Origin of the sequence: Streptomyces sp. NPDC048254 (assembly GCF_043201895.1) — a bacterium.
Taxonomy (GTDB): Bacteria; Actinomycetota; Actinomycetes; order Streptomycetales; family Streptomycetaceae; genus Streptomyces.
In genome coordinates, this window is record NZ_JBICZJ010000009.1 from 26,024 (window position 1) to 46,714 (window position 20,691).

The following is a 20,691-nucleotide window of genomic DNA, read 5'->3' on the forward strand; positions in this document are numbered from 1 at the left end:
TAGCTGCCCATCTCGTGGATCGAGAATCCGGCCCGCAGGGCGGACGCGAAGTTCGGCGCCGACGTCACCTTCCACACCAAGCCCGCGCTGGCCCGCGCAAAGCAGAAGCGGGCCCTTGCCGCAAAGCTGCGGATTCGCTGGGTGACGGGCGATGAGGTCTACGGCCAGGACGCCATCCTGCGCGGCCGGCTGGCCGAGCAGCGGTGAGTTACATGTTGGCCCTCTCCTACAAGCATCGATGAGGGCCGCGCGGGCGACGACAACTTCGAAGACGCCCTACTGATCCGCCGCAGCCTCGCCGACGGCGAGCGCGCCTACCACCTCACCCACGTCCCAAGAGGCACGGCGCTGGCTGAGATCGTGCGAGCCGTCGGAGCCCGCTGGGCGATCGAGGAGTGCTTCCAGGCGGCGAGGAACGAGGCCGGCCTCGGCCACCACTAAGTACGCCGAAACCCGACCTGGTACCGGCACATCACCATAGCCATGACGACTGCCGCGTACCTGAGCGCGGTCCGGACCACCGCTCAGGAAAAGGGGAAGACGGCCGCGTTCTGATCCGACTGAGCGTGAACGAGATCCGCCGCCTGCTGGGCAGATTCGCCCACGCTGTCCGGCACGAAGCCGGTTACATCCTGCACTGGTCACGATGGCAACGCCGCCATCAACGCTGCCCGCCTCAGCCACTACCGCCGCCGAGGCCACCGCCCCCCGCAACTGCGGCTGCAGTACTAACCCCTCCAGTTCCTGCAACTTCCGAAACACCCCTTCGGCCGCACAGTCCATGACAGGACATAGCTAAGCCATGTGGAAAGCGCTTGTCAACGATGTCTTTCAAATCGACAGGTTGTGAACGTTTGGTAAAGCTCAAGCCCTATGGGTTTACCGGTGCCGTATGTGCCGTCGTCCGACAGGTGGTCGTTTCATCAACCCCACAGACCGGGCAACGCGCCCATCCCGGCGAGAATGTGACGTCTCGTCATCCGAGAAAATTCATCGCCCTGCCCGCTCTTGACTACGAAGATCGATCATGCTCTGCTATCCGCTCTGGAAGAGGGTTCGAACCACCCATAATCGAATTTAGGGAGATCGCATGAGTGAATCGCACAGCCCTGATGCCGCGCTCCATCTCGCTCGGCAGCTATTCCCCGGCACTGCCGACAACGATCCTCTAGACTCCCTCCAGATCATGGAACTGCTCGCGCATCTCGAGCGCAACGGATTCGAGCCGCCCTCCCCGGTCTTCATCACCGAAATGACCATTGCCGGCGTCATCGGCGCTGAGCAATAGGCGGCCTCGTCCCCACCGCCGAACCACTAGCTTCGTCAATCGCTAATCACCGACAAGGCGACTGGTAATGCAGACTGACGCACCTGGCGTTATGAGCGGCACACCGATCATGATCGTCTCTTGGTGGAACCTGGGTCCGGGTGATCCGTCCGTGCAGGACATGGAGACTGACATATTTCAAGGCACCGACGACTGGGCGTCCTGTCCCGGTCTGCTATCCAAGTACTGGTTGGCCGACCACGAACACCATCGCTGGGGCGGGGTCATGGTGTGGGAACGGCGTCCGGCGGCCGACCTGCCAATCAACCGGGCCGCGCAATTGATCGGGCGCTCGGCCGACATCCGTGTCAGCTTCGCGGTGCCCAAGATCGTGCACGGAATTCAGGGCGATCATCCGCGCTAAGTCAGCACTGGGGGTTTCCCCCCGTTTAGTGATGTGGTGAGGCCGCTTCCCATATCGCGCCATCCCAAGGAGAAACTGTGTCGACCACAGCCAACCCGGTACTTGACCTCCCGTACGACACCCGGCCCGATCCGGAGGAGTACCTCCAGGCCGTTCTGGAGTGGCACTTCCACCCGGATACCGGATCGCCCTACTGGCTCGAGCGGGCCAAATCACTTGATTTCGATCCGCGTCGGGATGTCAGGACCTTCGACGACTTGCGGCTCTTCCCGAACGTCGCCAACGAGATGCGCACGGTATCGGCCCAGGCGCTGATCCCCCGGGGGTACGGACCGACTCCCGAGATCGCAGGCGTTTACGAGAGCGGCGGCACCACCGGGGCGCCCAAGCGCGTGGTGTGCCCCCAGGACTGGCTGGACCGTCTGATCGCCTGGAGCAACGCCAACCTCGACGAACACGGCTTCCCGCGCGGCGTTGACTGGCTCGGGCTCATACCGTCCGGCCCGCACATCGTCGGGGAGATCTTCCGACGCTCGGCGGCCACGCACGGACGTCACGGCTTCCAGGTCGACTTGGACCCACGCTGGGTAAAGAAGCTGATCGCGACGGGCAAGAAGGACCAGGCCGACTCCTACGCCGAACACGTCATCGACCAGGCAGAGTTCGTGCTGCGCACGCAGGACATCGGCGTACTGACCATCACTCCCCCGCTGCTGGAGCGGCTGGTGCGGCGCGACGAGCTCGTTGCGCTCGTCAATGAGAAGGTACGTGCGATCCGCTGGGGCGGCACCCAGCTCGACCCGGACACCCATCACCTGTACCGTGCCGAGATCTTCCCCGGCCTCGTTCTGTACGGCCACTACGGCAGCACGATGATCCTCGGTATTGCCGGTCAGCGCGTGCCTGCGGGCGAGGAGGACACCTGCGTCTTCGACACCTTTTCGCCGTACGTGAACTTTTCGGTGGTGGACCCGCGGACCCGCCGACCGGTGCCCTACGGAGAACGGGGGCAGGTAGTGATGAACCACGTCTCCAAGGCGCTCTTCCTCCCCAATAATCTCGAACGGGACCTGGCCACCCGCGTCGAGTCGCTGCCCGGCAACATCGGCGATGCCGTCGCTGACATCGCGCCCGTCTCCCACTTCGAGAACGAGGCGGTTGTCGAGGGGGTCTACTGATGACGGAACTGCTTCAGCTGGATGTGCTCGGCCCCGCCGGCCCCTACCGCTCCCGCAATCGGGCCACGGTGGCGGATGTCAGTGGACGGCCCGTGGCTGAGCTGAGCCTGGCGCCGACGGTGTACGTCGACCGCGCCATGGCGGCGCTGCGCAGGGCGACGCCGCTTCCGCTCGATGAGCGGGTCGCCGCCATTGCCCACGCCGGGCGGCTGTTCGCCACCGGTACGATCAATGGTCAGACGGTCGCGGAGTACGAGCACGCGGTGAGCCGGGTGGGCGGCGTACCGATCCAGGTAGTGCGGGCCGCCACCGCGACCGCGATGCGCCGCACCGAGCAGTTGTACAACAACCTGCAGCATGCTCGGCCCTGGGGCGCGGCCGGCGACTGGCGCGATCCGCTCACCCGCGTGGGCAGGGCCGTGTGGTCCCGGCGCGGGGAGGTCTTCGCCGTGCATGCCGCCGGGAACCACCCCGGCACCCACACGCTGTGGCCGGAGGCCCTGGCGTTGGGCTATCGGGTGGCGGTGCGGCCATCGCGACGCGAGCCGTTCACCCCGCACCGGCTGGTGACGGCCCTGCGCATGGCCGGGTTCGGCGATGACCACGTAGTGCTGCTGCCTACTGACCACGCTGCCGCCGAGAGCCTGCTGCGCGGCGCCGACCTGGCCTACGGCAGCGACGAGGTGATCCGTCAGTACGCCGATGACCCGCTCGTTCTGCCGTTGAATCCCGGCCGCTCGAAGATCCTGCTCACCGCGGCGACGGACTGGCTTGAGCGCCTGGACACCATCGTCGACTCGATCAGCCACCACGGGGGCACCGGCTGTGTGAACGCCACCGCTGTTCTCGTCGAGGGTGACCCGGTGCCCGTGGCCGAGGCCATCGCCGACCGCCTTGCCCTCCTGCCCAACCTTCCCCCCGAGGACGAGAAGGCTGTGCTCCCGGTGCAAGCGTCCCCTGTCGCGCTGGCGTTGGAGAAGTTCGTGCTGGACAAGGCGGCGGGTGCACGGGCTCATCTGGGGGGAGCCGGGTTCGTGGAGGAACTCAGTGACGGCAGCGCCGTGCTCCGCCCGGTGGTGCATCAGCTGGAGCGCCCGGACGACCCGAGGGCGGGTGTCGAGTTGCCCTTCCCCTGCGTGTGGGTCGCCCCCTGGTCACGTGAGGCGGGAATCGTTCCTCTGCGCGACACCCTTGTTCTGGGCGTTCACACCGAGGACGAGCAGCTCATCGACGCGCTCGTGGACGAGCCGTCCATCGCCAATGTCTACGTCGGTGACCACCCGACCTATTGGACGGACACCGGTATCCCGCATGACGGATATCTCGCGCACTTCCTCATGCGCACCAAGGGATTCATTCGGGGCTGAGCCGCCACCGGAGCCGTCCGGTCACTCCATGAACCGAGGTCACCTCAGCCAGGACCGCACCGCGGACAAGCGGGTGGGTCGGGCAGGAAGTGGCGCTGCGCACCTGACCGCTTACCTCTTCCGCGTCGCGAGAACCAGATCAGAGCCCTGATCAAGCAGGGCCGCCCCCTCCTGGACGACCTGCGCCACCATCCGGAACCGATTCCCGCCCAACTGATCGACCCCACCGACCTCGCCAATCCTTGGTACTGCCGACGCTGCGCGAACTGAACATCGGCTTCGTCCCACTCGCACCCTGGGACGCGGCTTCCTCACCGGCGCTATCCGCAGCGAGGCCGCCTGCGCGGAGGGCGACTTGTGCAGCGTCGACCGCCGTTTCACCGGCGAGAGCTTCCGGCGCAACCTGCACCTAGGCGACGCCATCCGGCACGTCGCCACCGAGGCCGACGCCACGCCCGCCCAGGTCGCCCTGGCCTGGCTGCTAGCCCAGGGGGTGAGGACATCGTCCCCATCCCGGGGCACCAAGCGCGCCCACCAGGTCGAGGAGAACACCGCCGACGACGCCCTCCGGCTGACCGCCGATCAGCTCGCCAGGCTGAGCAGCCTCCCGGCTGTGGCCGGGGCTACCCACACGGAGGCCAGCATGCGGCTCCTCGAACGCTGACCACTCCCGAACTGAAGGACAACCTGATGCAGAACGTGACCTTGAGCAACGGCGTGGAGATGCCGGTCCTCGGCTTCGGCGTCTACCAGATTCCGCCAGAACAGACCGAGCAGGCCGTCTCCGAGGCCCTGGCCGCCGGCTACCGGCTGCTGGACACCGCCGCCTACTACGGCAACGAGGAAGCCGTCGGCCGCGCCATCGAGAGCAGCGGCATCCCCCGCACGGACCTATTCGTCACCACCAAGTTGTGGGTCCAGGATGCCCCTGCCCAGGAGAACACCCGGCGCGCCGCCGAGGCCTCACTCGCCAAGCTCGGCCTGGACTACCTCGACCTCTATCTGATGCACCAGCCCTACGGCGACGTCTACGGGCAGTGGCGCGCCATGGAGGAGCTGAACCGCGAGGGCCTCGCCAAGGCGATCGGGGTCGCTAACTTCTACCCCGACCGCCTCGTCGATCTAGTCATCAACAACGACATCACGCCCGCAGTCAACCAGATCGAGACCCACCCATTCTTCCAGCGCACCGCCGACCAGAGGCTCATGCGCGAATGCGGAGTACAGATCCAGTCCTGGGGCGGCCTCGCCGAGGGCAGGAACGAATTGTTCACTCACCCGCTGCTGAGCGAGATCGGCAAGCAGCACGGCAAGTCAGTGGCCCAGGTCGCTCTGCGCTGGCTGGTCCAGCGCAGCGTCGTGGCGATCCCCAAGTCCGTGCGACCCGAGCGCATGGTGGAGAACATCGCCGTCTTCGACTTCGAGCTGACCGACGACCAGATGGCATCCATCGCCGCCCTAGACACCGGCGCCTCGCTGTTCCTCGATCACCACGACCCAAAAATCGTTGCCTGGCTCGCGAGGCAACGTCTGACCCGGCACGTTGAACAACTCCGGCTTCGGTAGAGATCTTGAACCGATCCAGGTCGGAAGGAGGCAGCGAACAAGCTCGAGTTGGGGACCGCCTCCCTCACCTCCTCGCGCGGACCGGTCTCGGTCTCGCAGGTGTGCTCGCGGTTCGGTCGACGTGACGGGAAGGCGGCCGACCCCGACCGCAGTTCCGGCCTCGGCCGCTCTCGGACAGGACGGCGGTGGAACGCACATCGCGGCCGTTGCACCGTCAGAATTGCGTCGACGAAATTGCTTAATTCTTTTTATTCTTGCACCCTCGCCTTGTGCACAAGGTGGCACATGGTGGGGTGCGGGCCGTCAGTCCATCTGGCACCCGGTGAGGAAGGACGATGGATGTGTCGTGGCCTCCACGTCTGGGCGTGGGGGACCGGGTGCGGTTCGAGGACCGCGCCTGGGTGGTGTCCGGCTTCGGCCACGGAGGCGTCGAAATCGCCGACCCTCTAGGCGACTTGGCTTGGCTTACGGTGCCGCGACTGGTGTCGTCCAAGACCTTCGAGGTGCTGGAGCGCGGCCCTCGTTCTCGTTCCCTACGCACCCTGCCGGCAACGGGGGAAGTGCTGGAACGGGCTCGGTGGTGGGAACGGCACATCGTGGAGGTCATCACTGGCCTGCCGCCCGGGGCGGATGACCACGCCAGGCCTCGTCCGGAGTTCGACCCGGCCGTCCACCCATTGGGGGAGCGGGAGGCGGCCAAGGCGGCCGAACTCGCCACGGAGGACGTGTCCGGGGCTTCGGCGCGCACCGTGAGGCGTCGGCGTCAGCGTTACCAGGCACTGGGCATCGAGGGGCTGATCGACGGACGGGCGGTCAGGAAGCGTGCCCCGGGGTCTCGGCAGGACCCGCGCGTGCTGGAAGTACTGACGATGATCGTCGTCGACGACACCTGGTACCGGCGGACCACTTCGGCGGAGGACTACCGGCGGGCCACCGGCACCATGCTGGCGTCGCTCTACGGCCCGGGGGTTGTGAAGCTGCCGTCTCGTTCGACGTTCCAGCGGCTGGTGAAGGAACTTACCTCGAAGCACGGCCGGGTAAGGGGCGTTTCAGTTGCGGGCAAGGAAGGGATCCGGTGCTCCCGCCCCGGTGAGCGGATCTACGTCGACACCGTCGCCCTCGGAATCCCCCAACCTCTCGCTCGCCTTGCCTCACAGCCCGTGCTCATGACGGTCGCGGTGGACGAACTGACCATGTCTGTCTGCACGGTGATGGTCCACTCGTCTCGACGACCGCTGGACGGCGCCCTCCTTCTGGCTCGCCTGTGCGATCCACCCACTCTGCGAGACTCCGATCCGGGCATGCGCGAGGAGGCGATGCCTCTGATCATGCCCGAATCGCTGCTGCTCGACCGGAGATTGCTCCGTCGGCCACGTGCGTTCACAGACGCCTGCCGCCACTTGGGGATCACGGTCAGGACCCCGGAACCCACGGGAAAAGCGCGGGGTGAACGCGTTGTCGGAAAGCTCGTCTCCCTGTTCAACGCGGAACTGGCGCTCCTTGAAGCCGACCGGATCTCTGATGAGGCGTCACTGATCGTTTGGCTTCAGACACGTGCCGAACGGTGGGTGGAGTCGTTCTGGCAACACCGACCCCAACACGAGCTTCGTACCGTGGCCGGCCGAGGTGCACAGCCGACCCCCAGTGCGGCGTACGACGCGTGTGTCGCGCGTCTGGGGTGGGTGCACCTGCCTCCCGACGCGAATGCCGTCCGCTCCTTCCTGCCGAGTGTGAAGCGGCGGGTTTCCCTGAACGGCGTATATGTCGGGGGTCATCGCTACGACTGCCCTGACCTCGACCCTTTGCGGGCTGCCGTCGCGCGCGCATCGGGTGCCCCAACTCCCGAGGTACAGGTGCGTTTTGATCCACACGACGTGCACCAGGTGTGGGTGCAGACCGGGGACACGGGGTGGATCCGGGTTCCGTTGGCCAGGGCTGAGCTCAGTGGTCGTCACTCTCTGCGCACCAGCGACGAGAGCGCGGTCTACCGAACGGGCTGGAGCCCTCCGATCAACCTCATGCCACCGTCACATCCTCTCCTGGACCACGACCAGGAGCGTCTGGCCTACCACGCCCAACTCCCCTTGCTGCTGACACCGTTCCTTCAGGACGCTCTAAGGCTGGGACAGCGGCTTGTCGTGATGAACCAGGCGAGAGTCGGCGGCCATCACGGCCTCCTGATCACCGGGCCGCCCGGCAGCGGGAAGACAACTGCACTGCAGGAGTTGGGGCGGCGTTTCGAGCAAGCCGACCGTTCCCGTCAACCTGACCACTTCCTCCGCGTCCCGGCCGTCTACCTGCGCATCCAGCCCAGTGACAGCACCCGCACGGTGTTCCTCAAACTGGCAGAGCTTCTGTCCGTCCCCCGCCTGCCGAAAAGGACGAGCACGGCCTCGGTCTCCGAGAGCGTGCGCAACGCTTTGCTCTCGTCGGGCACCAGCGTGGTCCTGGTGGACGACGCCTTCACTGCAATGCCTTCATCTCCCCGCCATACAGGGCCAGTTGACCAGTTGCGCAGTCTGGCCGATGAGGTACCGGCCACGTTCGTGTATGCGGGAGTCGAAGAGCAGGGGAACTCGCCCGGCAGCGCCTTCCTAACCAGCCAGGGTCGCCTGACTCGCCTGCGGGCAGCCCCTGTCCCTTTTGGGACAGGCTGGATGCGGATGGTGGAGACCCTGGACCAGGCCCTGGATCTGCGCCACCACCAGCCTGGCTCTCTGGTGCGGCTGGCACAGGAGCTGCACGCCATAACCGGCGGCTGGCCAGGAGCCCTTGCCCACCTCGTGCGTTCCGCGGCCATCGAGGCGATCCTCACCGGAAACGAGGAGATCACCGAGCAGAACCTCGAACTCATCACTGTGTAAGCAGGTCCGCTCCGCTGCTCCCATGTGTCAGGCAGGGAGGCAGTGTGTGGCTCAAAAGACCAGGTTGGGTGAGCAACCCCAATGACGAATGACGCTTAAGACCAACAGTGTTGAAGGGGCAGGGCGCCAAACCATCCGTGGTTTCCCGCCTACGCCGGCTTCCGGAGCCGCGGAGGCCGTGTCAGCCTTCCACTTCCGCGAAGGGCAGACGGCGCGCCTGCCTCACCGCTACTGTGGCAGCATGAGTCAGCACGATGGCCGCCCGCCTTCGGCAGACTGGGTGGCTCAGGAGATGGAGCAGATGCTCCGCGAGTGCAATGCCCTCATCGAGTCCCACGACGAACAACTGCACAGGCTCCGGACTGCGATCGCCCAGATCGAGTCGGACCGTCAATGCGCGTGCGACAACCGCGACAAGGCCCAACAGGTGCTCGACTCACTGCACTCGGCGGTGAGGGAAGGGCAACAGCTGCGGGCCGCCCGCGGCCGGTCCCCGAACGCGCACCTGCACGTGGTCCCCAACGGGGAGAATGCCTCCGCCGCGCCCACCGTTCCGGAAGGCAGCGCGAGCGAAGCGGCGGCACCGCCCGAGGGCAATCCGGTCGTACTCATCGGTGGCGAGCGGTCCGTGACCATCATGAAGGTGATCTCGTCTGACGCGCGCCGGCACTGGAGCGTACAAGCCGTCACCGAGGAACTCGGTGAGCCCCGCGACGCGGTACGCCGCAATCGCGCCGTCCTCGAAACCCTGTGCGACCGGGGAGCGCTGGCGCGCCAGGAGAGCGACGACAACGACCGGCGGGGCAAGAAGAAGGTCTTCTACCAGCTAGCGGCCCCCTGGCAGGCGGCTTGACGACTACCGCCCTGCGGCCCTGAAGCCGTCGCCCAGCCCACAACCCCATAAATGACCGCCGCCGCGCCTTGGCCCGTGGATTGGAACCCTATCGGCCTCGGACACGGCGGTGGTCGGCGCCCCTCAGGCCGCCGCTTTCGACGCTACCGGCTTCCGGTGGCGCTCGTCGGGCGTTCGGCCAACCTCACCCCCCGAAGGGTCGAACACCCATGCCCATTCACTTAACTCGTGTGCGGTCGGCGCTCCTCGCGCTCGACCGTCTCCAGGTCGCGCTGCCGCCTGATCTTCTCAGGCAGGGGCTGCGCCCGCTTCCCGTTGTCGTCTCGCGGCCAGCTCAGATGATCGGGCCAGAGCCGCTCCCCCAGGGCCCCTTCCAGGCTCGCCACAGTCAGCAGATCGGGCCATACGGCACCGGCCAGCACGTTCGCGATGACCTGCCGGTTGACGTCACTCACCTGGGCCAGCGCGTTGGCACTGATCTTCTGGCGCTCCATGGCTTCGGCGAGCGCACGGGCGACAGCCTGCGCGACCCGCGCTCCGAGCAGTTCGTCCATCACCGCGTACGGCCAGACGCCGTCTTCGACGTATTCACGGGGCTTCTTGCCACGTCTGGTTCCTCCAGGCATGCGACCAGTGTGACGGAGTGGTCGCCGAGGTGCGTCCACCCACCCTGCATGCTACTTGAGTTGCAATGGCTTGTTGGGGACTACGCCCGCGTTCGTACGCGGAAGTTGTCCCGCGACGTCATCAGCCGGGCCGGCAAGGAAGGAGGTGCGTGGTGGTGAGCACTCGCAAGGGTGCCTCCGCGTCGCCCGCGAAGCCGGTGCCGACGGACCGTGTGCTGGCGGGTGAGCATCTGGCGATCACCCGGGCGTCCTGCTCGGCCCAAGGCCCGTTCACCGCTCGCGACCTGGAGGCGCTCACCGGCATTTCGGCACAGCGTTGCGGACTCGTCATGAGTTTCCTGTCCGCATGCGGCCTGGTCGAACGGGCACCGGGTCGCGGCGCCTACCGGGCGACGAAGGCGGCCGCCGCCGTGGCCAAGGCCTGGGGGCAGAGCGAAGGCAACGGGCGGCGAGCGCTGCGCGAGGTCTGGGAGAAGGCCTGGTTCACCCGGTGCGCCCGCTCCCGGCTTGCACAGGGGCCCGCGCTGCGGGTCGGTCTCGTCAGCAAACTGATGGCACTCTCGCAGGTCGGCGAGTCACGACGCCGGCACGTCGAGGTGCTGGTCGACCTGTTGGTGGCAGTCGGCATGCTTCTCCCAGAAGACGGCGGCTACCTGAGCTGGCACGAGAATCCCGCAGTCCCCAAGCCGCGCACCCAGGCCCTCACGCCCAACGAGGACCAGGTGGCCGGTACGGACGCTGAGGAGGCTCACGCTCCGGTGGCACCGGCGGGCGGGATCCCGGCACCGCGCCCACATGCCGACAACTCCGCGCCCCCGACGGGCGAGGACCTGATGAACCTGCTCAGCCCACCGGTACTGCTGGCCGACCTGGCACGCCTGTCGTCCGAGGAGGTAACAGCCCTCCACGGCCACATCCGGGACCTGGCGGTGATCCTCGCCAAGCTGAGGAGGCCCCCCATGCCCTAGAAGACCAACGCGGGAAAGAGCAGGTCCGACAGCGCCTCATTCCCTTGGCCGGGTGGCGCTGCCGGACCCCCGCCTCCACACCACGCCGCGCGGACGGACCGCGCGTACGAGGGGCTTCGGCATGCCCTCACACACGGCGAGGGGCACCGCCCACGGTAGCGGGCCCGCGCCGCCTCATGTCAGTGATCCACCGTGCCGTTATCCGGGCACGGTCACGAACCGGGAAGGCTTCCGTGGCCAAAACGAAGATCAAAGATGTGCTCCTGTGCGTTGCCCGCGTCTGGCAGCAGCGCGCCGCAGCCGGAGAACTCAGTCTCGAGACCGTCACTCTCTACACCCAGATCGTCGAGCGTCTCCTGCGCTTCGCAGCCGCGCAGGGCGTCACCCGGCTCGACGACATCACAGCGGACCTCGCCTTGTACTTCATCCAGGCGCCGGGCCACGACCGCCATCAGGGCATCATCCTCAACCCGGCCGCCGGCACCCGCAGGCAGCGCCGTTCCGCGCTCGAGGCCCTGTTCGCCGAGGCACGGGCGCTCGGAATCACCACGGCCGCGCCGCTCGTGGATCTCCCGCCGATTCCGCGCAGCCCGCGCAAGAGGGGAAACGAGCTGAGCGACGCTGACGTGCAGTTGCTCCGCTTCCACTCGGAGCGCGGCATGCCGGACACCCGTCACGCCGCCCTCCTGGCCCTGCTGCTGGCGGGCCTGCACAGCGCCGAGATCGCCGCCGCGACCACCGACGAGCTCAACCTCCTCGACCTCTTCGAAGCCGAGGTATGGACCGACGGCGCCACCCGCACCCGCGGCCGCTGCTGCCCCCTGGACGAATGGGGCGCACGCGTGCTGTGGCTGCGCCGCGCCCACCTGCTGCGCGGCGCCGAAACCGGCTCTCCACGGCGACTGGTCACCGCAGCGTCGTCCGCCTACCGGTCGCAGGCCAGCGTCTGCTCCGGCTTCGGCGACATCGCCCGGCGCAGCGGACTGGCCACCGCCCAGCGCCGCATCGAGCCCAAGGACGTCACCCGCTACGTCGCCCGGCGCATCATCGAGGAGACCGGGCAGCTCTCGGAAGTCGCCCGCCGCCTGGGCCTGTCCTCCCTCGACAGCGCCGCCGCCCTCGCCTCCCTGGACTGGCAGTCCGACGAAGCGGACACGGCATGAGCGCCCCCAAGCGCCGACGCCGCACGGCGAAGAAGAAGACCACCGAAGGCCCGAGCTACGTACTCGGCCCCATCCCCGACGACGCCTTCGGCTCCGCCTCCGATGCCCCGCCACCACGTAGCCCCGAAGCCCCGCCCCTCACGATCGACCTGCGCTTCGAGTACCTCATCCGAAACCCCGACCTCTACGCCACCGCGCTCGAAGCCCTCCCACCACGCGAAGAGGGACAAGTCGGCCGACCCCCCGTCTACCCGTCGTACATCTACTTCGTATTCCTCTGCGCGATCTCCGTCTTCGGCTCCGCCCGCAGCACCGCCGCGCACCTCGCCCGCCCCCTCTGGTGGGATCCCATCCGGCGCGCAATCCATGACTTCATCGACCCCGAGGAAGCCGCCGCACTCCCACCGACCGGTCCTACCCGCAGCCAGTGGAACTACTTCTTCCAGCGCCACCTCAAAGCAGCCGGAGACGCCGTACGCGACATCAGCCGGGGCAAATGGATTGAACAGGCCGTCGCCCAAGGAATGCTCGCCGTCAGCCCGCGAGGCAACTGGATCTACCCAGCCCGCGAACAAGTTCTCCACGGTGACGCAACCGTCGCTACTCCACCGTCCGACCACACCATGCTGGAAGAACCCGACAAAAAGACCGGCGAAATCCGCCGGCACCGCGTAGACCCCGACGCCCACCACACGACAGAGGGCGGCGGCCGCCCGGTCTACGGAAACAAATTCCTCTCCATCGCTGTCCGGGCCGCGAACATCCCACACAGCCGCGTCATCCTCGCCCTGGAATCCGTACGCCACAAAGCGCGCAGACACGACCCCCACCGAGAAGACGAAGGGAAAGCCGCAGTGCGACTCGTCAAGGAAATCCTCGCCAAGGCCCCCGGCGTACGCGCCATCACCTATGACAAGGCCCTGCGGGGAGTTCACCGCGCACCGCTCATCGCCGAGGGACTCGTCGTCTTCACCGGGCAGCACAGCGGCCTCGTACCCCAGCCACTCCAGAAGCAAAAATGTGAAGAAGGTCGCCCCGACCACGATCTCTACGCCGCCGCCGGCCGATTCTGCGAGCGGCACATCACCGTAGAAGGCGAAACCCTCTACACGCCCCTTCCGGTCCGCGAGCTTGAATTCCGCAAAGGCGCACAGGCCCGCTTCTACCAGCGTCTGGAAATCCCCTGCCCGCACGGACCCCACGCTGTCCGTATCCGCGTCGACGAGACCAAGGAAGACCGGGAAACCGACCCCTCCACCAAGCGAAAGCGATTCAATCGCACCGAACACCTGCGTCAAATCGCACCCGAAACTCCGGCAGGGCGGCGCCTCAAAGGATTCCGGCAGGACAGTGAGTCCCAGCATTCCCGGCTTGACCAGTCATATCCACACGAGCGCGTCCCCGCATACGGCGCAAAGGCGGCCCTCCTCATCTACATCGGCTATGCCTGGGTGAGCAACTCCGTCGCCCGCTGCGTCGCGCGCATCACCGGACGCCGCGCCGCCTGACACACAGCCGGGGCTCGGCCTCAACACTCCACCAAGACCCTGTCGCGGCCGAGCCCCGCCCGCCCGACCTCCTACCCAACCAGGGCAGCCGGCCTCACCGTCCAAGAGTCGCCTGCCATCACCAGGCCACCCGCTACACTGGCGGCGGTGGCGCAGCCCTCGCAGGCCGCGCTGCCGCAGGCCTGTCGGGATCCAGCAGAATGACATTCGTCCAGCTTCGGGCGAATTTCAGACACATTTTCCGACAGATCCCCGCCTTCGTAGCTCAGGGGATAGAGCACCGCTCTCCTAAAGCGGGTGTCGCAGGTTCGAATCCTGCCGGGGGCACAGAGAAACACCTGGTCAGGGGCCCTTCCGTTCGGGGGGCGGAAGGGCCTCGGTAATAGCAGCGCCACATTCGGCACCGACGCCGCGGCGACCTACAGTTGCTGCTCCCACGGATTGACCACCAGAGCCCCGGTTCGGGCCATGTGCTTGATGTTGCGTGTGGCCACTGTCCAGCCGTTGGCCAGGGCAGTGGCGGCGATCAGGGCGTCCGGCGGGTCAATGCTGGTGCCGCGGCCTTGAGGGTCTTGTGGATCGTGAGGTAGGCGGCCGCTTCCGGCTCGCCGATCGGCGCGATGCGGTCACGGTACTCGTGCCGTACCACAGCGAGAGCTTGGGCGTAGCGGGCCTGCCGCACGGGATCCGGGGTGGCGGCAACGCCGGCCTCGATCTCGGCCACGGTGATCACGCTCAGGAAGCGGTTGGGTCGGGCCGTGGACCTGAACCAGGACAGGACGCGGGGGTCGGGCTTCGCCCGCGTCGTGAGCTCGGCAACGACGTTGGTGTCGAACAGGTAGATCACTCGGCGTCCGTCTGCTCGTCGTAGGATCGGGCGCCGAACTCCAGCCCCTCGAAGGGCCGGGAGAGCAGGAACTCCTCGAAGCCGTCGTTGCTCAGTGCCACCCAGCGGTGCAGCATTTCGGGCAGTGCCTCGATCTCCGTGTCGGCGAGCTCTGCGTCAAAGTGCCGCCGTTGATCCTCAGGCAGGGACTCCCGGATGTCACGGATGGTCCGCAGCGGGTGCGACGACGGGGGCGGCGGGTGAGGCACGCCGCTCGGGGCTGTGGTCATCGGCATCCCGTCCGCTTGAACAGGCTGCGTACTGCTGCTGGCCCCAGGCTACGGGTTCCCGCCTGCCCGCTCACAGCTTTGGAACGAGAGCGGGGCATCCGTCACCCTGCCCGCCGAGCGACAGCGACACTTTCTTACGGAGTGCGCCCGGTCCTCCGCGTCGATGAGGCTTAGCATCCGGCACCCACACCCAACCCAGTGGCCTACCGGAACGGATTCAGCACACATGAGGCCGGGAAACCCCGTGAACACGCGAGAACCACGGAGGGGTGTTTTCCCAGGCCAGATACCCCGAAGCCGACGTTTCCGCATGTAACAGCCCCACCCAAGGAAAACTCCTAAAGCGGGTGTCGCAGGTTCGAATCCTGCCGGGGGCACCAGTTCAGAGGCCCCCGCATACCAGTTTTGATGGGTGGGGGGTCTCTGACATCTACGTCTGACAGCAACGAGGGCAGTCACTGACGACCGGGACACCTCTTCCTCAGCAACCGATCCATGTGGCTCGCGGCCTCGCGCCGGGTGTCCTGCACGGCGTGCGTCGCGCAGCCGGATCACGCGGAGGCCGGCGGACTGGGCGACACGCGTGAAGGAGCGGCAGACGTTGCGCGGCTCGACCGGCCGGTTCGTGCGGGTGGTGAAGACATAGTGGCGGGCGTTTATGGCGGAGCACCGGCCAGGTCCGTCGCACACAGACCGTCCACAGAAAACGCCCCATTCGGAAGATGTCAGCTAGTCCGATTTATTGATCTACAAGCGTGTTTCCCGCTATCAGACCGGTGCTCCGATGCACCCAGGCGAAGCTCCGCATGTGGCCTCGGGGATCACCCGGGACTTAGTAGCAAGGAGCACCCACATGAGTCCTGAACACAGAACGACCTCGCAACTCGGGCCGGCCGGTCACGGCCGCTCCAACAGGGTCCGCAGGCTCGCCGCGATCGCGGCGGCGGTTACAGTCACGGTAGGGACCCCCGCGGTGGCGGTGGCCGCCGGCGTAGCGTCCCAGACTGGCGTGTCATACGCCGCCGATCCCCACTGCGACCACCACAAGCCTCGCCAACAGGGGGGCGGCGACGACTGCGACACCACCCACCCGAAACCCACCGTCACCGTAACGAAGACCGCAACCGCGACCGCGACGGTGACCGCGACCACCACGGCGACCGCAACTGCGACTGCATGTGGCACCGGTGTCGATTCGACGAAGCCGGACGGCATGGAGCAATTCCTCGCCGCACTCGTTGATGGGGTGCCATTCGCCGGCAGGCGCCCCAACACCAACACCAACCCGGACAACCCGAACATCGTCTCGGGCCCGGCCAACGCGGCCGGCTGGACCGATCTCAGCACGATCACCGGATTTCCCACGGATTCCCCGGTCTGCGGCGTCTCGGTCGACTCTCAAGGCAGTGACGCGTTCTACAAGATCATCACTCAGGGCGGCTCGGTCTACACGCTGCATTGCGCGGCCAACGGCACCACGCTCGTATGTCCCGCTCCGGCGCAGGGAACGACGCCTCAGTCTCAGTGGACTGCGGTGACACCCCAGCCCTGATCAGCAGAAGCCGCAACGAGTAACTGCAGGTTCCCCGGAATGAGCGGCCCCCGGCCGGGTTGCGTCCAGGGAAGTGGTGTACGGGTTCGACCTGATCCGGGGGTTTGCTCCGGCATCAGGATGAGGCCCGCATAGACGAACGGCCACCGGCTGATCTTCGAGGTGTCGAAGCCCGAAGGAGATCAGCACGATGACCGCACCCGACAGTCTGCCCCTGCACGCCCTCGCCGAGGACAACCTCGCCGCGGCGAGTCCCGATCTGCTGCGCGCGATGGTCAAGACGTTCGCCGACGCGCTCATGTCCGCCGAGGCCCGGTGGGCGAGCCCTCCTCATCACGCGGCGAGGCCCGCCCCGCCGGGAACCATCGGGCGGTCCGACCATGCCGCCCGGCCGGGTTGCGGTCGCCCTGCCCTTCCGCGTACAGGCATCGACTCGGGGGTCGGCCCCCACCGGGGCTCAGGCGGCCTGGCCATGCCGGCGCGTGGTGTGCTTCTGAACGAGTCCTTGCTCGCCTGCGTAGTCCTGCAGCAGTTGCCGCAGGTGGTGTCGGGCCCGGTAGACGCGGGAACCGACGGTGTTCTTGGTCACGCCCGTGAAGTCGGCGGTCTCCTGGTAGGTGAAGCCCTCGACGTCACAGAGGTAGATGGTCACCCGTTGATCGGTGGGAAGGGCGCGGAGGGCTGCCCGGACGTGTGGGTCGCCCAGGCGGTCCAGCACCTCGGCCTCGGCCGAGCGCAGTCCGCGCGGCATGTGGGACTCGGCGTGGGCCTGCTGCCAGTCCTCGATCTCGTCGATGCGGCTGCGTGCCGGCTCAGACCGTGCCTTGCGCTTGGTGTTGAGGAAGGTGTTGATCAGGATGCGGTCGAGCCAGGCTCTGAGGTTGGTGCCCTGCTGGAACTGGTCGAAGTGCGCGTACGCCTTGGCGTAGGTCTCCTGCACCAGGTCTTCGGCGTCGTCCGGATTACGGGTCATGCGCAACGCGCCTGAGTACATGCGACGGCGGAATTCCAGGGCGCATTCGAAGCCGGCCACGCATGCGGCATCGGGCAGCTGGTCTTCGTCGGTGCGCTGTTCCCGGTGCCGGCCGGTACTGCCGTCTGCCGTCGACCTCCCGCTCGGAGCGCTGACGAGGGGACCGGTGAGGGATACGGGCATCGATGGTTTCCTCCTTCGACTCACTGCAAGTGCGTTCCGGTTGCGCGGGGGGTGGGATGCTGACCAACCGGTCCGCGCGAGCCCTCGTCTGCTCCGTCGGCCGGGCTCCGACCCACCGTCCACCGGCTGCTGCATGACACGCGCTCGGCCCGCCCGGCCGGGCATCGGTTGCCGTACTGAGCAGGGGCGCCCTGATTCATCCAGGTGGTGTGATCGGCCTTGGCTCGCGGACCGAGGACACGGGCGAGGACACGACGGTGGTGACCGTGCCCATGTCGCCCAGCGCATGATGGCCGTCGCGGGCATGAGCCGCCGTATGGTCCGGGGCGCTCGTCGTCGCGGTCTCGTGGGCCGTCGGCGTGGCCGTGTCCGACGTGCGGGCCGGGTCGCCGGACAAGGTCGGGTTACGGGACAGCCGGGTCACGCCCGCCGCAGCGAGCGCGAGGCACGGGAGTTGGAGCGCCGGCCACCAGCCGCCGCGCAGGGTTTCGCCGTAGAGGGTGATGCCCAGGGCGAGGCTGACGAGGGCGTCTCCGAGGGTCAGGGCCGGTTGTGAGGCGATCAGCGGTCCGGACTGCAGGGCGTTCTCCAGCAGGAACAAGGAGCACACCCCCGTCGCGGCGAAGGCGTAGGTCTGCCAGGAGGTGAAGAAGACGGCGACACCCTCACGGCTGAGGGTGTCGGTGGAGGACTTCATCAACGCGGCGGTCAGGGCGTAGCCGATGGCAGCGGCCAGACCCATGCAGGCGGCGCGGCTTGGGCCCACACGGCGCCTGACTGCGAGGGCGCACAGCACCGCCATGGCTCCCAGGCAGCAGGTCATCACCGCTGTCCACCGCGAGGCGGGGGCTTGGAGGGTGCCTCCCTTGGGTGCGGCCGCGAACAGCCCCAGGCAGAGACTGACGACGATCGTGCCGACAGAGAGCCAGGTCGCCCGGGGCATCGGGTGACGGAAGGCGATACCTGCGACGAGCAGGGTGAACGGCAGCTCCAGCAGGAAGACCGGCTGTACGACGGCCAGGGGGCCGGTGGCCAGTGCGGCGCCCTGAAAGAGCGCCGCGAGGATGACGCCTCCGATGCCGAGCAGCCAGACGGGCGTACGAAGCAGGTCCCACATCAGGCCGATCCGGAACCTGTCGGACTGCGGGACGATCAGGGCGGCCCGACGCTGCATCACGTTTCCCAGAGCGTTGCTCGCGGCCGCAAGCACGGCGCAGGCCAGTGACACGGCGATCAGCACGACAACCTCCTCCCGTCTCAGCTCTGCGGCAGGCCGAACCGATACTGGCCGCCCTGGTTTTCGAAGACGTAGGGACGCGTCGACTTGTCCCATGCGCCGCTACGCGCTCCTGGTGCGCAGTTCCTCCAGTGACGCTGCCGTCAACCGGTGTGGTGTCCGACCGGGTTCGACCAGGACGACGGTGGAGGCCGCGGCGTGGGTGAGTGCGGCGGTGAAGCTGCCGTCGGCGAACTGTGCCACCGGTCCGCGCGGGGATCGGCCGATCGCGATCGTGTGTGCTTCGACGTCGTCGGCGTGCTGGGCGAGGACCCTGCCGGCTGTGGCGTGGTCACCGATGGCGGTGAGTACCTGTCCGGTGGCGGTGATGCTGTGCGCGGCGAGGTGGTCGAGGTGGGCGAGTACCGCGGAGCGTGCGTGGTCGGCGTCCTCGGTGTCGACGGCCTGTTCCTCGATCACGGCGGTCTCACGGACGTGGACGACCTCCAGTGCGCTGCCGGTGTCGCGGGCGATGGCGGCGGCCGCGTCGACGACCTGGGCGGCGTCCTCGGTGGCGCCGACCGCCACGATGACCGGTCGGTACCCGGGCTCCGGGGTGGCCCCGACGCGCTCGAGGGTCGGGCGCACCGTCTCGCTGTGGGCCTCGTTCTTCTCCGCGGCGGTGATCAGTTTGTGGCCTGAGGCAAGGACGAAGCCCGCGAGGATGAAGGCGGCACCGCCGAGGTAGAACGGGACGCTGAGGTCGGTGGCGTCGGCGAGCTTGCCGGCGGCGAACGGGGCCAGGCCGCCTCCGATGAACCGGACGAAGCCGTAGGACGAGGAGGCGACCGATCGCTCGACAGGTGAGACGAGCATGACGGCCTGGGTGGTGAGGGTGTTGTTGATGCCGAGGAACGCGCCGCTGACGATGACCGCGACGATCACGGCGACGGGTGTGTCGACGCCGACGGCGATGACCGTCATGACGATGGCGAGCCCGATCAGGTTGGCGTAGAGCACCGGGGCGGTGCCGAATCGGGCCTGCAGGCGGGGCGCGACGAACACGCTGAAGGCGGCGACCAGCAGGCCCCAGCCGGTGAAGACCAGGCCGAGCTGCTCGGCGTCGAGTTCCATGGGGTACGGCGCGTAGCCGAGCATGGTGAAGAAGCCCCAGTTGTACAGCAGCGCCATGATGCCCATGGTGAGCAGTCCGCGGTGCCGCAATGCCTTGAGCGGGGCGGCCAGCGATGTGCGGTGCTCGGGTTTGGGCAGCGCGGGGACGAACGCGATCGTGGCGATCAGGGCGACGGCCATGAGCACGGCGACGCCGTAGAACGGTCCGCGCCAGCTGATGGTGCCCAGTTCACCGCCGAGCAGTGGACCGACCGCGATGCCGATACCGAGTGCGGCTTCGTACAGGATGATCGCTCCGCCGAAGCCGCCGCTGGCCGAGGCGACGATGACCGCCAGGCTGGTGGCGATGAACAGGGCGTTGCCCACGCCCCAGCCGGCGCGGAAGCCGACGATGCCGCCTATCGAGCCGGAGGCGCCGGCGAGCGCGGAGAACACGACGATCAGCACCAGGCCTATGACCAGCGTGCGCTTGGCGCCGATCCGGCTGGAGACCCACCCCACCACGAGCATCGCGACCGCGGTCACGACCAGGTAGCTGGTGAACAGCAGCGACACCTGACTCGGTGTGGCATGCAGGTTCTTCGCGAGCGAAGGCAGGATCGGGTCGACGAGGCCGATGCCCATGAACGAGATGACGCAGGCGAACGCCACGGCCCAAACAGCACGTGGCTGCTTGAACAGGCTCGCTGTTGTCCCATGCGTTGCGCTCATTGACTGTTTTCTCCTGGAAGGT

19 protein-coding genes, 1 tRNA gene and 1 pseudogene are annotated in these 20,691 nt (G+C 67.4%); 14 read left to right on the forward strand and 7 right to left on the reverse strand.

Annotation, left to right across the window (positions count from 1 at the left end; translation table 11 throughout):
- Positions 1–18 precede the first annotated feature (18 nt).
- The 9 genes from ACGFZQ_RS24670 (at position 19) to ACGFZQ_RS24710 (ending at position 9,519) form a co-directional block, all read left to right on the forward strand.
- Positions 19–207 carry a hypothetical protein gene (locus ACGFZQ_RS24670; protein WP_393842439.1) on the forward strand — a complete coding sequence of 63 codons (189 nt, stop codon included), beginning with the start codon at positions 19–21 and terminating at the stop codon, positions 205–207.
- Positions 208–1,090: 883 nt separating this feature from the next.
- Positions 1,091–1,288, forward strand: coding sequence for a hypothetical protein (locus ACGFZQ_RS24675; RefSeq protein WP_393842122.1), 198 nt, complete (start codon positions 1,091–1,093; stop codon positions 1,286–1,288).
- A gap of 67 nt (positions 1,289–1,355) precedes the next feature.
- Positions 1,356–1,691 carry a hypothetical protein gene (locus tag ACGFZQ_RS24680; RefSeq protein WP_393842123.1) on the forward strand — a complete coding sequence of 112 codons (336 nt, stop codon included), beginning with the start codon at positions 1,356–1,358 and terminating at the stop codon, positions 1,689–1,691.
- A gap of 77 nt (positions 1,692–1,768) precedes the next feature.
- The gene (locus tag ACGFZQ_RS24685; RefSeq protein ID WP_393842124.1) at positions 1,769–2,869 is read left to right on the forward strand and encodes a phenazine antibiotic biosynthesis protein; all 1,101 of its coding nucleotides are present in this window, start codon (positions 1,769–1,771) and stop codon (positions 2,867–2,869) included.
- The gene (locus tag ACGFZQ_RS24690; protein WP_393842125.1) at positions 2,869–4,236 is read left to right on the forward strand and encodes an aldehyde dehydrogenase family protein; all 1,368 of its coding nucleotides are present in this window, start codon (positions 2,869–2,871) and stop codon (positions 4,234–4,236) included. Before ACGFZQ_RS24685 ends, ACGFZQ_RS24690 begins: the two co-directional genes overlap by 1 nt.
- 322 nt (positions 4,237–4,558) lie before the next feature.
- Positions 4,559–4,900: an aldo/keto reductase gene (locus tag ACGFZQ_RS24695; RefSeq protein ID WP_393842440.1), complete on the forward strand. Its 342-nt coding sequence runs from the start codon at positions 4,559–4,561 to the stop codon at positions 4,898–4,900.
- Positions 4,901–4,926: 26 nt separating this feature from the next.
- Positions 4,927–5,802 carry an aldo/keto reductase gene (locus ACGFZQ_RS24700; RefSeq protein ID WP_393842126.1) on the forward strand — a complete coding sequence of 292 codons (876 nt, stop codon included), beginning with the start codon at positions 4,927–4,929 and terminating at the stop codon, positions 5,800–5,802.
- Positions 5,803–6,137: 335 nt separating this feature from the next.
- Positions 6,138–8,666: an AAA family ATPase gene (locus ACGFZQ_RS24705; RefSeq protein WP_393842127.1), complete on the forward strand. Its 2,529-nt coding sequence runs from the start codon at positions 6,138–6,140 to the stop codon at positions 8,664–8,666.
- Positions 8,667–8,907: 241 nt separating this feature from the next.
- Positions 8,908–9,519: a hypothetical protein gene (locus tag ACGFZQ_RS24710; RefSeq protein WP_393842128.1), complete on the forward strand. Its 612-nt coding sequence runs from the start codon at positions 8,908–8,910 to the stop codon at positions 9,517–9,519.
- A gap of 221 nt (positions 9,520–9,740) precedes the next feature.
- Here ACGFZQ_RS24710 and ACGFZQ_RS24715 read toward each other — a convergent pair whose 3' ends face one another.
- Entirely contained in the window at positions 9,741–10,145 is a 405-nt protein-coding gene (locus ACGFZQ_RS24715; RefSeq protein WP_393842129.1) for a helix-turn-helix domain-containing protein, read from the reverse strand.
- 155 nt (positions 10,146–10,300) lie between these two features.
- Here ACGFZQ_RS24715 and ACGFZQ_RS24720 point away from each other — a divergent pair, with 155 nt between their 5' ends.
- From ACGFZQ_RS24720 to ACGFZQ_RS24735, 4 genes are all read left to right on the forward strand, one after another.
- A complete protein-coding gene (locus ACGFZQ_RS24720; protein ID WP_393842130.1) occupies positions 10,301–11,113 on the forward strand; it encodes a hypothetical protein in 813 nt (270 codons plus the stop codon).
- 233 nt (positions 11,114–11,346) lie between these two features.
- Positions 11,347–12,276 carry a hypothetical protein gene (locus ACGFZQ_RS24725; protein ID WP_393842131.1) on the forward strand — a complete coding sequence of 310 codons (930 nt, stop codon included), beginning with the start codon at positions 11,347–11,349 and terminating at the stop codon, positions 12,274–12,276.
- Positions 12,273–13,784, forward strand: coding sequence for a hypothetical protein (locus ACGFZQ_RS24730; RefSeq protein WP_393842132.1), 1,512 nt, complete (start codon positions 12,273–12,275; stop codon positions 13,782–13,784). The genes ACGFZQ_RS24725 and ACGFZQ_RS24730 overlap by 4 nt, the downstream gene beginning before the upstream one ends.
- Positions 13,785–14,038: 254 nt before the next feature.
- Positions 14,039–14,111: transfer RNA gene (locus tag ACGFZQ_RS24735), tRNA-Arg, on the forward strand.
- A 199-nt stretch (positions 14,112–14,310) separates the two neighbouring features.
- Here the strand turns inward: ACGFZQ_RS24735 and ACGFZQ_RS24740 are convergent.
- The 3 genes and pseudogenes from ACGFZQ_RS24740 to ACGFZQ_RS24750 all read right to left on the reverse strand — a co-directional run.
- Positions 14,311–14,631, reverse strand: a complete 321-nt coding sequence (locus ACGFZQ_RS24740; protein ID WP_393842133.1) for a type II toxin-antitoxin system VapC family toxin — start codon at positions 14,629–14,631, stop codon at positions 14,311–14,313.
- The gene (locus tag ACGFZQ_RS24745; RefSeq protein ID WP_393842134.1) at positions 14,628–14,900 is read right to left on the reverse strand and encodes a hypothetical protein; all 273 of its coding nucleotides are present in this window, start codon (positions 14,898–14,900) and stop codon (positions 14,628–14,630) included. Before ACGFZQ_RS24745 ends, ACGFZQ_RS24740 begins: the two co-directional genes overlap by 4 nt.
- Before the next feature lie 455 nt (positions 14,901–15,355).
- Positions 15,356–15,545: pseudogene (locus ACGFZQ_RS24750) on the reverse strand (site-specific integrase); the annotation flags it as partial.
- Positions 15,546–15,753: 208 nt separating this feature from the next.
- Between ACGFZQ_RS24750 and ACGFZQ_RS24755 the strand changes: the two are divergent.
- Positions 15,754–16,452: a hypothetical protein gene (locus tag ACGFZQ_RS24755; protein ID WP_393842135.1), complete on the forward strand. Its 699-nt coding sequence runs from the start codon at positions 15,754–15,756 to the stop codon at positions 16,450–16,452.
- Positions 16,453–16,909: 457 nt separating this feature from the next.
- Here ACGFZQ_RS24755 and ACGFZQ_RS24760 read toward each other — a convergent pair whose 3' ends face one another.
- The 3 genes from ACGFZQ_RS24760 to ACGFZQ_RS24770 all read right to left on the reverse strand — a co-directional run bounded on the left by ACGFZQ_RS24760 (position 16,910) and on the right by ACGFZQ_RS24770 (position 20,669).
- Positions 16,910–17,608, reverse strand: a complete 699-nt coding sequence (locus ACGFZQ_RS24760) for a sigma-70 family RNA polymerase sigma factor (RefSeq protein ID WP_393842136.1) — start codon at positions 17,606–17,608, stop codon at positions 16,910–16,912.
- Positions 17,609–17,804: 196 nt separating this feature from the next.
- On the reverse strand, positions 17,805–18,848 hold the full coding sequence (locus tag ACGFZQ_RS24765; protein WP_393842137.1) for a DMT family transporter: 1,044 nt from the start codon (positions 18,846–18,848) through the stop codon (positions 17,805–17,807).
- A 99-nt stretch (positions 18,849–18,947) separates the two neighbouring features.
- Positions 18,948–20,669, reverse strand: a complete 1,722-nt coding sequence (locus tag ACGFZQ_RS24770) for an MFS transporter (RefSeq protein WP_393842138.1) — start codon at positions 20,667–20,669, stop codon at positions 18,948–18,950.
- Between the last annotated feature and the right edge of the window lie 22 nt (positions 20,670–20,691).